Below are 13742 nucleotides of genomic sequence, written 5' to 3'. Positions count from 1 at the left end.
TATGCAGGGGGAAAATACAACCCGTTTTGTAGGATCAGATACCACCCGCCACTATCAAACGTCGATCTTTCAGCGTTCGCAGTGGGCCCGCACCAAACTGACGATGTCGGCCACTGTTTTCCATTGCTCGACCCCTGCGGCAGGCAGCTCCACTTCAAATGTCTCGTTAAGTGCCATGACTATTTCGACCAGACTCATGGAATCGACATACAAATCTTCTACTAAACGCGAGCCGCTCTCTATGTTTCGACGGCCAACCGAAAAGTAGTCCGAGACTACTTTTATCACCTGCGATTCGATATTCAGTTCAGCAACTTTCATGTTCATCACGTGTCATCTCCAACGCCAAGAAAGACGCCACACCGGCTCGAATGAACCCGCGCAGCGCCCCCTTTTTCATTTAGCTCACTGGATTTCTATTCGCACTTTAGAAATTCAACATCGCCTTCAACATGTCCGCAAACTGATTAAGGTGCGACGACAACGTCTTGTTGAAATTGTCATGATACGAGTTGGCATTCGAATACTTCTGCGTGAACGACTGCAGCATGTTTTTCAGCCGTTCTTCCTGAGCGTTAAACCCGGTTTGCCATCCCTGAAATCTTGCAGTGTCCCAGATGACCCAACCCAGATTGGGTGGAAGGCTGTCTCTCATGATCGTCAGAGGCCCCAAGTCCATGACAACGCTAAACGTGCCGTCGGCGTTTTGCATGAGGCAGCTTTCAGGCAAGCCCAACGCCTTGCGCCAATTGTCCGCTTCTTCCCTGCTCGCACCGTCCATGCCAGGTGCCGGAAATAGCACTGAAGCTGGATTGGGGTGAGAGTACTTGCGGATAAGTGCGTCCAGCGCCAGCCTGATTTCTCCGGCATTGACCTTGACCTCTTTCCCTTCATTCGCCCCTTCGATCCATTCTTGCATCTTGGCGGTGATTTCTTTATTGAAGCCGGCAAAGAAATCCGAGTACGCTTTTATCAGGTGTTCATAACCGGCCAGGTAACCGTTTTTGATCAGGTCTATCAGCTCGAGCAGTTTGTCGAAGAAGTCATTCGGCGAGTTAATAACGGCATCGAATGCATCGGCCATTTCTGCGGGAACGGGTCCGCTGCCCAGCTCACCCAAAATACGGCTTTGCTCGAGTACCACTTGCTGTCGTTGCTCATCAGTTAGCGTGCCGATCACATCCCTCATCACCAAACAGCAGTCCTGGAACTTCTGAGCCCACAGTTGAGATCGCATACGCTTGATCTCAACCTGCTCAACAAACTCTGCGATAAGACTTTGTGCTGATCCGCCGTTCCACAGTTCATCAACTACCTTAGTGGGGTTCGGCTGGCACCTGAGCATGTTTTCCAGATAACGCGCCAGCACTGCCAATGAACGATCAAGCGATTGAACAAGCGCCATTGCCACCGGAACTTCAGACGGAATTTCAGCCGCTACGCCAGCGTTCATTCCTTCGTTGGGATCGTCAGGCGGGCGGCCAGAGGGTGCGGTGGAGTCCGTTATTCTCATTTCATCCCCCGATTAGCCGCGCGCCGGCAAGCCAATGACTTCAATCCGCGATTGGAAAAGCTGCATCACCATGTCCATCAGCTTTTGCAGCAACGCCGCATCGGCCGAGTCTTTCTGTCCGACTTCGTCACTCAGGCTCTTTTGGGTGTTCTGCGCGCTTTGCTGCAGCACTTCTTCTTCCCTCGCGGCGTGTTCCTTCATGCGGACCAGACTGGACACCACCTGACTCATGCTCATGGACATTGCGTTGAGTGCTCGACCGATCTCGAGTTTCTTTTCGATGCCCTTCATGCCGCCCAGGCTCAGCCAGTCCGACGTCTGGCTGACCTTTTGGGCTTTCAGGATTTCACCGTCGAACCAGGCTTGTTCCTGTGGGTTCAGCGTTGTGCCCTTGGGTTTGAAGTCCATCGTTTTGGACCTGCCGAAATCATCGAATACCGTTATTTTGTAAGTCGTCTCGGGATCCCAATCATCGCGCGTGCGATCGCTTTTCAGGTCTCGCTCGATGTTGTTGGCATCAAGGGAATTTCGCTTGTGCAGGTCGATATCCGCATGTTTGAGCCCTTGTCCCTAAAAGGTTTTGAGCATGGCGAATCCGGCGATTGCACCAGACACCACCGCGGCAGTGATCGCGCTGTACAGCGCGGCCTTGCCCGACTCCACGATGGCAGCGCCCTGGGACTTGGCGGCATCGGCGGCCATGATGCTGAAATGCCCGCGCAGTTCGGCATTGGTCACCCGTGCGATGTTCAGCGCGATGATGGCGGCAACCAATACATTGGCGTGCTTCTCCCATGCACCCGGATCGAACGCCAGACTGTCGCGCACCTCTTCCTTTTGCATCAGTGTGGCCGCGACGAAGTCTTGCCAATCGGACGCCGAGGGTTGGTACGCATCGATAGCGCTTTCCAGTTGGGCCGCTGTCGGGGTGACGCCGCGGTGCTCAAGAACTTGGTCCTTCGCGATGCCCCCGAGCAACGCCGGGTCACTCAACGCTTTTCTTTTGCGATCATTCGAATGCTGCTCTTGGGCGACCAGCTCATTGAGACCAGCATCCAGTGGATCAATTTCTCTGGGATGAGCCGAAGGCTGTGCAGCGTTAATCGAAAACATGACGAACTCCTTCTATGATTTCAAACGTGCCGGACCATCTGCAGGTTCACCGAATGGCTGCGTTGCATATCAGCAAACACCTGTTCGATCTGCCGGGTTCTGTCGCGCATCGCAGTGCCGTAGTCCTCGACCAGTCGCGTGAGGTAGCCGGTGATCTCTTCGCTGATCGCCATGCGCACCTTCACGTCTGCCAAGTGCAACGCTGCCTGGGCCTGATGATTGCCACTGGCCACTTGCAACCCGCCCTGCACGGTTACGCTGCCGAACTCGGTCAGTGCCTGGGCGATTTCGAGGTTGGCCGCATAGCGAGCCAGGGTGACCGGATCAGCGCCGTTGGTGATCAAACTGCGCAATTGCGTCAGCATTTGGGTCAGCGAATTGCCGACCGATGACGCCACCTGCTTGAGTGCCTGCATTGCCGCAGGGGCGGCCTGGGCAATCACTGACGCCAGTTTCGAAGCGACGGCGCTGACGATCGGCCCGATCACCTGGACCCCGACGATGGCAACCAGTACAACGGCCGCCAGGGTGGCGGCAATGCCCTGGATCATGCCGGCGATTTGCGCGATGTCCTTCGCCGTTTCAGGGTCTACGCCCAACCCGATCAACAGCCTGGTATAGAGATCCGTAAACAGCTTGATGGCTTCCTGCATCACTGTGGTCAAGGGCTTCATGGCTTCGGCCATGAACGACACGCCGGTGGCCTCCTTGACCACCGCATCGGCAATCATCACTGCAGCACCGATGACACCCACCGCGATCAATACCGGGTTGGCGGTCAACACTCCAGCGGCAATAGTGGCGACGGTCAACAAGGCGCCCACAATCACGCCGATGCAGCCCATGGTTTTTTGCAACGCCTCGGCCTTGCGCACTTCTTCCAGGTACTTTTCCGACTCCAGCTTCATGTGTTCCTGAAGTTTGGCCTGCAACTCGAGAAAGAGCGCCTGGTTCAACTCCTCTTTGTTCTGGGCCGACTCGCCGAGTAACTCGATGATCTTCAGTCTGTTGAGCAATGCCAGTGCGCTGCTGCTCAGTGCCTTCTCTTGCGTCTCTTTGATCCCTGGAACACCGAGCCCCGTTTCCTGCACTTTTGTAGCCACGACCAGCAGTGTTTTGGCGGCCGCGTTAGCGATCTCGATCAGTTTCAGATGGGCATCGGTGGCTTTTTGAAAGACCTCTTTGTGTGCGGCCAGATCACCTTTGAGCAAGTCGCGCAGCGCCAACTCCTTCGCATACTCCGGCGATTCCGGATCAAGCTCGGCCAGTCGGGCTTCGCTGTCATCCAGCAGGCCCTGGAAATGCTGAACCCGCTCGCGCAACTTCTCAAGTTTCTCCTGACTGCCGCCGACGACTTCTTCAGCGGCCGCCAAAGCGTCGACAGCGGCCTGATATTCAGCGCCCAGCTTTTCATGACCCTGCTGCCGGGCGCCGGCCATGGTTTGCAGCATGGCCAGGCGATTTTTCAGTTTGTTGACGTCAACCTCGCTGAACAACTCGCTGATCATCGCCATCAACAAGGTGAACAGGTCACCGTTGGTTTCCGGTTTGTTGCCGTCCGCGCGCGGTGGTGGTGCGTATAACTGGGGGCGCCCGGAACCTGCGGCGGAGTGACCGTGTTCACCGGCGTAGTTCACCGACATCAAACCGGCCAGCGCCTCCTGCCCTGCCTTCTGGTAATCGACTGTTCTGGCCGCCTGACTGGCGGCCTTTCCGTAGATTTCGAACGCCTCGGCACGGCTGAGCGTACCGGTTGAAAATGGGTTAAATGTAGTTCTGATTTCACTCATGTTCAGTCCTCCGAACAGTCCTTTTCAATGTGGCTCAGGGCTTGCAGATAGACCTGTGCCTGTTTTCGCAGATCGTCTTCAGGGGCCTGCTCGAGTACGTACTCAAAACACAGCCGGGCTTTGCCGACCTTGCCCAAGGCGAGTTGACACTGGCCGGTGTAAAGCATTGGCCGGTACTCATTCTTGCCTTGAGCGAACGCAATGGCGTACAGGTCGATGGCTTTCTGATGGTTCTGTTTGAGTTGGTGCACTGCGGCCAGTCCCATCCAGTAATGGCTGTTGTAAAAGTCGTAGATGCACAGGAAGTGAAAGAACTTTTCCGCATCGTCCAGCCGCCCCTGTTCATAGAACTGGTAGGCAAAGGCATACAGGCCATCCATGTGTTCGTCACTGATGCCCTGCACGTCCTTCAACGGCGCGCCTGCGAGCACCGCATCGACGATTTGCAGGGCCACTTCTTCATCTTGTTGTTTGTCGCGACTCATCAGCCACACTCCTGAAAAAACGTCAGCGCCGCTGACGCCTGCATTGAGCCAAAGCGCCAACCTGCACGCTGCCAAATAGCGCTCATGTCGGCGTTCGGATGGAAGGAAAAAGGGATGGGCTCAGGCTTGCTCGACCTGTTCGAGCCAGATCAGCAGGCGCAGTACTTCTTCGACTTCCTGCACCTGGAGGAAGCTGTAACGCTGGTGGGTTTTGAAGATCCGCCGCGCCAGGGCGACGTCGTTGATGACGGGCACCCCGACTTTTTCGGCATACGCCCGCACGGCGAGCGCGCGCTGGTTGGTTTCCATCAGCGAGATGAAGGGCAGCAGGGTAATTTCGGGGCGGAAATACACACCGATTGCGATGTGCGTCGGGTTGGCGATGATCATGCGTGAGTTGCGCACATCGGACTTGACCTGTTCCGACAGCAACTCCATGTGCAGGTCACGCCGACGGCTCTTGATCTCGGGATTGCCGTCCTGCTCCTTGCGCTCGCGCTTGACCGCGTCCTTGTCCATCATCTGGTCTTTCATGAACAGCCAGTATTCGCTGAGCGCATCGAGCACCACGATCAGCAGCGCGCACCCCAGAAACGCCAGCAGCAGCACCAGCAGTAAACGCCCCCAGATCGCGAACAGATCCGGTGCCTGGGCATACAACTGGGCGAACAGCAGTTGCCGTTGGGTGACCCACACAATCCACAGCGCCAGCGCGAAACTGCCCAGGTACAGCAGCGCTTTGACGGTGTCCTTGACCGTGCGCAGGCTGAACAGTTTCTTGAACCCATTGATCGGGTTCAATGCGCCCAGGTTGAGTTTCAACGCTTCACTGGCCAGCGCAAAACCGCTTTGCAGCAACGCGGGTAACGCACTGGTCAGGACGCACACCAGGAGCAGGGGCAATAACGCTTTCAGACCAACGAGCACCAGCATCGCCGAGTACTTTTGCAGGTCGGCGTCAAAGTCACTGGCGATGATGCGCCGATAGACTTCCATGACTTCCAGCAGCGAGCTGTTGAACACCATGTAGGTGATGCCACACATCGTCAGGCAGGTAACCACCAGGTCCTTGGCCTTGAATGTCTGCCCCTTGCGCGCGGCATCCCGCAACTTTTTGTTGGTGGGCTTTTCAGTCTTCGAGGCGCTGGACGACATCACGGCCCTCCGCTTCCAGGTAGTGCTCCAGCGAGTGGGATTTAACCCCCATGCGCAGGATTTCATCCGGCAGGTGCGCACCGAAATACAGCATCAACACCACCAGCGCCACCAGGCTCTTGACCGTCAGTGACACGGAGAAGGCGTTCATTTGTGGCGCATAGCGCGAGAGCAAACCCAGCAGCGCTTCACTGATCAGCAGCGTGGCAACCACCGGGGAGCTGATCACCAATGTCTTGCTGACCAAGGCATCGAGCAAATTGATGATCGAGGGTAGATTCATCTCACAGCCGTTCACCGGCGCGCAGATGCGGTAACTGTGACCGACTGTTTCGAGCATCAACAGCATGCCCCCGCCTTCGAGGTAGACCGCCGCGGCAAATAGCTGAAGAAAGTTTGCCAGCTCCGAGGTATCGACGCCGTTGGCCGGGTCCACCGTGCTGCTGAGCATCGCACCGCGCTGGTTGTCGATGAGGTTACCCATGGCATGCAGCACCCAGAACGGCCAGCACAACAGACATCCCAGCAACACGCCGATACCGGCCTCGCGCAGTATCAGACCAAAGAACGCCAGTCCATCGAGCGCGGGCAGTGGTACGCCGACGTACGTCCAGAACCCCAGCGCCACCAGCACGATGACCGCCTGACGCGGCGCCCCGGTCAGCACGCCACTGTTCAGGAACGGCAGCATGAAGAAAATCGGAGCCAGCCGCGCAACGCCCAGCACGGCTGCAGCCATTAACGCGTACAGATCGAAAAACAGCGTCACCGTCATGGGTCTAACTCAAGGCCAGGCGCATGACTTCGCGGCTGAAATCCAGCAGAGTCTCGCCGTACCACCCGGACAACAGAAACAGACACCCGGCGACCGCCATCAATTTGAAGCCGAACGGCAGCGTCTGCTCTTGTAGCTGAGTGACGGTTTGAACCAGACCGACCACCAGCCCGACCACCGTCGCGACGATGATCGGCCAGGCCACCATTAGCAGAATCAGGTACAGGGTTTTATTGCCGGCATAAACCAGATCGTTCATCGCGCGCGCCTATGTCAGCAGGGTCAGGTATTGCTTGACCAGCCCGGTAGACAGTAGCGCCCAGCCATCCAGCGCCACAAACAACACCAGCTTGATCGGCACCGAGATGATCACCGGGCTCATCATCATCATGCCCAGCGCCAGCAGGATGCTGGAGATCACCAGATCGACGATCACGAAGGGCAGGTAAAGATAAAAGCCAATCTTGAACGCGCTTTTGATTTCACTCAGCGCATAGGCCGGTAACAAGGCGAACAGCGAGGGTTCGAGCTCGTCATCATCCGGCAGGCGCTCTTCGGTTTCACCCTGCACCCTTTGCGCTCGTTCGAAGAACAGCGCCAGTTCCGGGTCGGTGTATTTGCGCAGGTAATCCTTGTAGCCACCCAGGCCGTTCTCGGCAAAATTCACCACGGATTCAATGTCGGTGAAGGCCACCTGCTCGTCCTTGTAATAGCCGTAGCCCTGCTTCAACACCGGCGTCATCACGAAAATCGCGAGCATCAGCGCAATGGCATTGAGGGACATGTTCGACGGCACCTGCTGCAATCCCAACGCGTTGCGCACGATGACAAACACGATGGAAAACTTGATGTAGCAGGTGCCCGCCGCCACCAGGAATGGCAGCAGCGAAGCAAAGGCCAGCAACGCAATCAGTGAGACGTCATTCATCGGTGACGTTCCGATAAACCTCGAGCAATTCGACACCCAATTGACCGTCCAGCTGGACCAGTTCTCCTCGCGCGACCCGCTTGCCGTGGGAGCGCACCTCGATGTGCATTTCGGTGTCAGCGGCCAGCGGGATAAGTTGGCCGGCAATGATGTTTTGCAGGGTGCCCAGTTCGATATCGTGGGTGGCCAGAACAAACTCCAGACGAACCGGTAATTTCTCCAGCACGGTATCGCAGCCGGATTGCTGACTTGAATCGTCAACCGTTGATTCCATGTGTAAACCCTCTTTGGTGAACGAGAAAACGCCGATGCTTCGGTTCGCCAGCCAGCACTGGCGAGTCAGTTCAGTGATCCGCAGCACATCGCCCTGCGCGAGGCGTGCGTGGCTTGAGCGACTGATGTTGCTGGCTCCCAGAATCAGTTGCAGGCGCAGCGGTAAATCGCTCAGCCATGCACGTGATTGCGACGATTTTTCTGGCCAGTGCTCAGAGGGCAGAATCAACAACCACAGCCGACCCGCAGGGGTGTCGATCCAGGGCAACGCCTGCGTCGGCAAGACCTGTGAGTCGATCAACTCGATGCCTGCAAGACGCTCGTAGTGCAGTTCATCCTGTGTCTGGGGCAGCGGTCGAGGGACAGCACGAAACAAAGAGACGATGCTTGTGAGCGAGCACTCGACGGTCAGCAGTGACGCCAGTTGCGGCAGCGAACAATGCAGCCAGTCACGGGCCAGAATCAGACCTTGCCAGTCGCCCCGCTCGCCCTTGGCGCTAAACCGTAGATACCCGGTCTGCGCCTGCGGCAAGCTCAACCCCGCGCAATGGCCAGCGCCCTGCCAGCGATAGACAGCCTGAGTGCGCGCATGCAGCCGTTCATCGACACGGCGTAAAGCCAGCGGCTTCAAGGTACCGTTTCCTGTGGTTGTTCCTGTTCATCGTCCGGCGATTGTCGGGAGCCCTGATGCTGTTGCTCATCCCGATGATCATTTAGCCGCCAATGGGCGTCCGGAACCTGCTCGAAAGGTTCGCGCAACTGTTCGAAGACTTGAGAGCTGCTGGGGCTGAGCACCAGGTTCTGGATCGATTCGCCCGGCAGTCGGGTGATCGTGACTTGACCGTGGGCAGCGCCTTTGTTGAACGGAACCTGGAGAAACTCACGGGTCGGCGCTGCGGCTTCTTCCAGGGCGAGGTCGAGCATGGGCACCGGTGGTGATGCCGGGGCCGGGGCTGACACTGTGACTGGCAAAGCAAGTGAGGGGATGTTGGTCACGCCGTAAGCGACGGGCAGCGTTTTGGGGTGGGTTTCAATGGGGTGGTCGGGGGCTGCCGGCTCGACGGGCGGCAATGGTTGATCAAGCGCCACCGGGTCGATTTGAGTTGCGCTGCGCTCGATCGCTGACAGCAACGGCAAAGCCACTTCAGATTTTGGTAACGGAGTCGCCGTTGGAGTGGGTATTGGCATCACGCTCTTGCCCATCTGCGAGACGGCAACCTGCAGACGTTGCACGTGTAGCAACTGATCAAGGACCGCCGACCGAATGCGCGGTTCTTGCAAAGAACGCTCATCCATACCTTGATCAGGCGCTCGGCGTTGAAAGGTTTCCCCACGGCCCATCCCCATCAGTGGCCGCTGATGCCAGATCATTGTTGCAACCAGATCCGCCACGCCTTGTGGCAGTTGCTCCTCCTCAACCGGAACAAGCTTGTCTGCAAGCTCGTCCACGCGCCCCTGCGCACCCGACTCAACAGGCCGGACCGGCAGCCGTGAAACCGTCGACACCTCATTCATCGCTGCACTCCGGCCATGTCTTCCACTTCCCGTTCTTCCCGGCGTACACGTTCAAGCCTTTGTGCACGCGTCATCTGCTGAACAACCCGTTTATATTTGTCGTGTTTTTGCCCTGCGACACGCAGTTGCTCGCGTTGCGTTTGCAACGATTGATCGATCTGCCTGCATTGCTCCTCCACACGGTCGCGGTCCAGCTGCAGCATATGAATCTGCCGGCGAATGATGGCCTGACGTCGCAACAGCGCCAGCAGTTGCCCGTGATCCAGAATGCAAGCTTCAGCGCGATGACTCGCCAAAAGGTTATGCAGCGCGACGGTCTGTTCAGTGAAATCTGCCAACTCCTGGCGCAGCGGCTGTGCCTGTCGTTGCGTGCGCATCAACGCCTGTTCGCAACGGTGCTGGCGCATCTCGCTGAAACTCAGCAGGCGGCGCGTATCAGGCAATGAGTTCATGCAGGCTCCGCAGGGTGGCGTCTGGTTCGGTGCATTCGCCCGTCGGCTGACGCAGCCACTGAGTCAAAGCATCACGGCGTTGCATGGCGTGGTCATTGGCTGCATTGGCGCCCGGGGTGTATTCCCCCAGGTCGAGGAAAATCTGCAGCTGCTCAAGGCGCGCCATAACGTCCCGCGTTGAAGACGCCAGTTGCTGGACCTGCGCGTTGGTCACTTGTGTCGCGACACGGCTGACGCTGCGCAGCACATCGATGGCTGGAAAATGTCCCTTGGCGGCCAGATCACGGCTGAGGTAGACGTGTCCGTCGAGAATCGAGCGAATCTCCTCGGCCATCGGATCCGGTTCATCGTCGCTTTCCAGCAGTACCGTGTAGAAGGCAGTGATGCTGCCTTCAGCGGTCACACCGGGCCGTTCCAGCAAACGCGGCAGGGCATCGAACACCGACGCCGGGTAGCCGCGTCGAGCCGGTGCTTCGCCAGCGGCCAACGCCAGATCGCGGCGAGCCCGGGCGTAGCGGGTCAACGAGTCCAGCAGCAGGACGACGCGCTGTCCCTTGTCACGAAAATACTCGGCGATGGTCGTCGCCTGAAGGGCTGCGTTGCAACGATCCACCGAGGAGAAATCCGAGGTCGCGAACACCACCACACAGCGTGCGCGCTTGTCGGACTGGCGCAGATGCTCGACAAACTCGGTCACCTCACGCCCGCGCTCGCCGATCAGGCCAATGACGAAGACGTCTGCTTCGGTGTGGCTGATCAGCATGTTGATCAACGATGTCTTGCCCGATCCAGCGGCCGCAAAAATGCCGATGCGCTGACCGACACCACAGGTCAGCAAACCATCGATGACGCGGATGCCTGTGGTCAGTGGCACGGCTACTGGCCGACGCTGTTGGTACGCAGGCGGCTCGGCGTCTACCGGGTAGTCCTGCTCGTGAACAGCAGAGGTCGGCGCCAGGCGCTCGACGATGTTGCCGTGAGGATCCACCACGCTGCCGAGCAACGCATCACTGCAGGCGAGGCGCAGCACAGAGCCTGTCGGCACAATCATCGATTCCCGGCAAAGCCCTCGGGCATCCCCCAGCAGACTGAGCAGTACTGCCCCAGGCTTGAAGCCGATGACTTGCGCCCGAGCGGCCAATTGCGGTGATCGCCAGTGTTGACGCACCTCGCACACTTCGCCGATGACCACGTCGACCAATGCCGCCTCAATCAAGGGTCCGCTCAGGCGCAAAGGGTGCGCGGCTCGTCGCTCTAGCCAGGTATTCATAAACGCAGGATGCCGCACAGTTCTTCCAGCACTGCCACAAAGTGGTCCAGGGCCTGGGCGAAATGCACGGCATCGCTCAGGGCTTTTTCATTACTCAAGAGTCGCAGTTCAAGCTGCCCTTCCACCTCGCACAGATGCAATTGCCCACTGCGGGACCAGGGACAGCCCTGAAGTAGAATCTGCAACAAATCGGCGGCCGCATGCCTCAATAGCTGAGGCCCGATCTCCGTCACACTGGCCCAGACCCACACCTCTTCCTCCACATGGCCGACGTTGATAGCGGGCAAATCCTTCATGTGCATTTCGATGGTGCTGTGGCTGTCGAACTGCCCCAATTGCTGGTCCGTGCAGCCGCTGTGCCGCAGTGCTTCGCGCAACAGTTCGGCAATATCCAGGTGTTTCATAAAGATCGTTTCCTTACAGCGTCTTGATAACATTGACCGAGATCGTTTCGGAAATTTCGCCGAACGACATCACGTCCAGTTCGCGAAACTTTCCTTCGATCAGCTTCTTGATGTAGCGCCGCACATCGATCGAACACAGCACCACCATGTCTTTTTGCGCAATGTGCAGGCTGTCCAGGCCGACGCTCAGACGGTCCATCAACTCCTCCGCTTCGGCGGGTTCGAGATTGATGAAACTGCCGCCCGAGGTTTGCCGAATGCCCTTGCGCACCACGTCTTCAAACTCCGGCGACAGCAGCAACACACGCAGGTCATTGCCATGGGCGAATTTGTTGCTGATGTAGCGCGCCATCGCGCCACGGACGTGCTCGACGAGGGCCAACACGTCCTTTTCCCGCGAGGCCCAATGGGCCAGCGATTCGAGAATCAGCTTCATGTTGCGCACTGAAATGCGTTCGCCAATCAGCCGTTGCAGGACCTCGGCGATCTTCTGCACGGTGACGTGGCGGTAGACCTCCTTGAGCAGATCGGGGTAACGGCTTTCCATTTCGTCGAGCAGCTGCTTGGTTTCCTGCACGCCGAAAAATTCCTGGATGTTGCGCGCCAGCAACGTCACCAGGCAGCGGTAGCATTCGTCGTAAGCCGGTCGCAGTTGATAGCCCAACTGCTGCACCCGATCCTTGTCATCGGCCGTGATCCAGATGCCCCCTCGCTGATGGCCGTCGGCACCTCGTATCAGTGAAAAACCTAACGGCTCCAGTTCTGGCGAATAGTCGAGTAACCGCCAGTGATCGAAATGAATATCGAATTGGTCGGCGCGCACTTCATTGATCAGCACCGCCACCTGATGCGCGGATAAAGCGTCACTGCCGCGTATCTGCGGCTCGGGAATTCGCAGTCCGTAGTCGACGAAAAACTGGCTGCGAAAGCGCGCTGCCAAACGAGCGGTGTCGAGCTCGTGCAGGCGTGAAGTGGGCACCAACAACATCAACGGGACGGTTTCCGTAGCAATACTGTCGATGTCCTCCAGCAGGCCCAGTTCGGTTGGCGCCTCCCCCGGCGTGGCGACAGTGGCATTGGATTCAACCGGTGGTCCGGCAAGTCGTGAAGCCTTGCGATGCCGGAAAAACACCACCAACCCCAACACCACCGCGATCGGTAGAAAAGTCATCAACGGAAAGCCCGGCAACAACCCCACGCCCACCGCCAGCACCGCCGTCACCCCTAACACAAACGGGTTACCGAGCATCTGCGCGAGCATGTTGCGCCCCAGATTGCTGTCATCACCATTGACCCGGGTGACGATGAAACCGGCGCCGATGGCGATCAGCAATGCAGGAATCTGCGCCACCAGACCATCGCTGATGGTCAGCAAGGTGTAGGTCGACAAGGCCGTGGACATGTCCATACCCATCTGCCCGACGCCAATGGCCATGCCGCCAATGAAGTTGACAAAAATGATGATGATGCCGGCGATCGCATCTCCTTTGATGAACTTCATCGCGCCGTCGAAAGAGCCATATAGCTGGCTTTCGCGCTCCAGCACGCTGCGTTTTTCCTTGGCTTCTTCAGCGGTCAGGGCGCCGGCCTTGAGGTCGCCGTCGATGCTCATTTGCTTGCCGGGCATGCCGTCGAGAGAAAAGCGTGCGGCGACTTCGGCGACCCGTTCCGAGCCCTTGGTGATGACGATGAACTGGACGATGGTGACGATTGAGAAGATGACGAAGCCGACCACCAGGCTTTCGCCGATCACGAACTCGCCGAACGAGGCGATGATGTCCCCGGCGTCGGCCTGGCTCAGGATCAACCGGCTGGTGCTGATCGACAGTGCCAGGCGAAACAGCGTGGTCAACAGCAGCAAGGCCGGGAACGTGGAGAAGCTGAGGATGCGTTCGATGTAGAACGAGCCCATGAACACCAGCAGCGATATAACGATGTTCAGGCCGATCAGAAAATCCACCAGCGCGGTCGGCAACGGGATGATCAGCATGGCGATGATCATCACCATCAACGTCAGGATCAGCAGTTCCGGGCGCGCGCTGACGCTGCGCAGAAATTGATTGAGCATG

16 protein-coding genes are annotated in these 13742 nt (G+C 57.9%); all 16 read right to left on the bottom strand.

Annotated elements, in window-relative coordinates:
• Positions 1 to 69: 69 nt before the first annotated feature.
• The 16 genes from ACA063_RS08960 to ACA063_RS08885 all read right to left on the bottom strand — a co-directional run bounded on the left by ACA063_RS08960 (position 70) and on the right by ACA063_RS08885 (position 13741).
• The gene (locus tag ACA063_RS08960) at positions 70 to 327 is read right to left on the bottom strand and encodes an acyl carrier protein (RefSeq protein WP_497665553.1); all 258 of its coding nucleotides are present in this window, start codon (positions 325 to 327) and stop codon (positions 70 to 72) included.
• Between the two features lie 100 nt (positions 328 to 427).
• Complete coding sequence (locus ACA063_RS08955; RefSeq protein ID WP_497665552.1) at positions 428 to 1513, bottom strand: IpaD/SipD/SspD family type III secretion system needle tip protein; 1086 nt, start codon at positions 1511 to 1513, stop codon at positions 428 to 430.
• A 12-nt stretch (positions 1514 to 1525) separates the two neighbouring features.
• Positions 1526 to 1921 (bottom strand): hypothetical protein, encoded by a 396-nt coding sequence (locus ACA063_RS08950; RefSeq protein ID WP_497665551.1) that lies wholly within the window; start codon positions 1919 to 1921, stop codon positions 1526 to 1528.
• Positions 1922 to 2083: 162 nt separating this feature from the next.
• Positions 2084 to 2626 (bottom strand): IpaC/SipC family type III secretion system effector, encoded by a 543-nt coding sequence (locus ACA063_RS08945; protein WP_497665550.1) that lies wholly within the window; start codon positions 2624 to 2626, stop codon positions 2084 to 2086.
• 20 nt (positions 2627 to 2646) lie between these two features.
• A complete protein-coding gene (sctE, locus tag ACA063_RS08940; protein WP_497665549.1) occupies positions 2647 to 4416 on the bottom strand; it encodes a type III secretion system translocon subunit SseC family protein in 1770 nt (589 codons plus the stop codon).
• 2 nt (positions 4417 to 4418) lie between these two features.
• Positions 4419 to 4901: a type III secretion system translocator chaperone SicA gene (sicA, locus tag ACA063_RS08935; protein ID WP_497665548.1), complete on the bottom strand. Its 483-nt coding sequence runs from the start codon at positions 4899 to 4901 to the stop codon at positions 4419 to 4421.
• Between the two features lie 120 nt (positions 4902 to 5021).
• Positions 5022 to 6056: an EscU/YscU/HrcU family type III secretion system export apparatus switch protein gene (locus ACA063_RS08930; protein ID WP_497665547.1), complete on the bottom strand. Its 1035-nt coding sequence runs from the start codon at positions 6054 to 6056 to the stop codon at positions 5022 to 5024.
• Entirely contained in the window at positions 6031 to 6831 is an 801-nt protein-coding gene (gene sctT / locus ACA063_RS08925; RefSeq protein ID WP_497665546.1) for a type III secretion system export apparatus subunit SctT, read from the bottom strand. Before sctT ends, ACA063_RS08930 begins: the two co-directional genes overlap by 26 nt.
• 4 nt (positions 6832 to 6835) lie before the next feature.
• A complete protein-coding gene (locus ACA063_RS08920) occupies positions 6836 to 7090 on the bottom strand; it encodes an EscS/YscS/HrcS family type III secretion system export apparatus protein (protein ID WP_194690514.1) in 255 nt (84 codons plus the stop codon).
• 9 nt (positions 7091 to 7099) lie between these two features.
• On the bottom strand, positions 7100 to 7759 hold the full coding sequence (locus tag ACA063_RS08915) for an EscR/YscR/HrcR family type III secretion system export apparatus protein (RefSeq protein WP_497665545.1): 660 nt from the start codon (positions 7757 to 7759) through the stop codon (positions 7100 to 7102).
• The gene (locus tag ACA063_RS08910; RefSeq protein WP_497665544.1) at positions 7752 to 8663 is read right to left on the bottom strand and encodes a FliM/FliN family flagellar motor switch protein; all 912 of its coding nucleotides are present in this window, start codon (positions 8661 to 8663) and stop codon (positions 7752 to 7754) included. The genes ACA063_RS08915 and ACA063_RS08910 overlap by 8 nt, the downstream gene beginning before the upstream one ends.
• Complete coding sequence (locus tag ACA063_RS08905; RefSeq protein WP_497665543.1) at positions 8660 to 9547, bottom strand: hypothetical protein; 888 nt, start codon at positions 9545 to 9547, stop codon at positions 8660 to 8662. The genes ACA063_RS08910 and ACA063_RS08905 overlap by 4 nt, the downstream gene beginning before the upstream one ends.
• Entirely contained in the window at positions 9544 to 9999 is a 456-nt protein-coding gene (locus ACA063_RS08900) for a SpaM family type III secretion system protein (protein WP_497665542.1), read from the bottom strand. Before ACA063_RS08900 ends, ACA063_RS08905 begins: the two co-directional genes overlap by 4 nt.
• Positions 9983 to 11269 carry a type III secretion system ATPase SctN gene (sctN, locus tag ACA063_RS08895; RefSeq protein ID WP_497665541.1) on the bottom strand — a complete coding sequence of 429 codons (1287 nt, stop codon included), beginning with the start codon at positions 11267 to 11269 and terminating at the stop codon, positions 9983 to 9985. Before sctN ends, ACA063_RS08900 begins: the two co-directional genes overlap by 17 nt.
• Positions 11266 to 11673, bottom strand: a complete 408-nt coding sequence (locus tag ACA063_RS08890; RefSeq protein ID WP_497665540.1) for an InvB/SpaK family type III secretion system chaperone — start codon at positions 11671 to 11673, stop codon at positions 11266 to 11268. The genes sctN and ACA063_RS08890 overlap by 4 nt, the downstream gene beginning before the upstream one ends.
• 13 nt (positions 11674 to 11686) lie before the next feature.
• The gene (locus ACA063_RS08885) at positions 11687 to 13741 is read right to left on the bottom strand and encodes an EscV/YscV/HrcV family type III secretion system export apparatus protein (RefSeq protein WP_497665539.1); all 2055 of its coding nucleotides are present in this window, start codon (positions 13739 to 13741) and stop codon (positions 11687 to 11689) included.
• Position 13742: the final 1 nt, after the last annotated feature.

The organism is Pseudomonas sp. LBUM1643, assembly GCF_059716215.1.
Note: the sequence above shows the minus strand (reverse complement) of the source record. Positions and strands in the feature narration are given on the sequence as shown.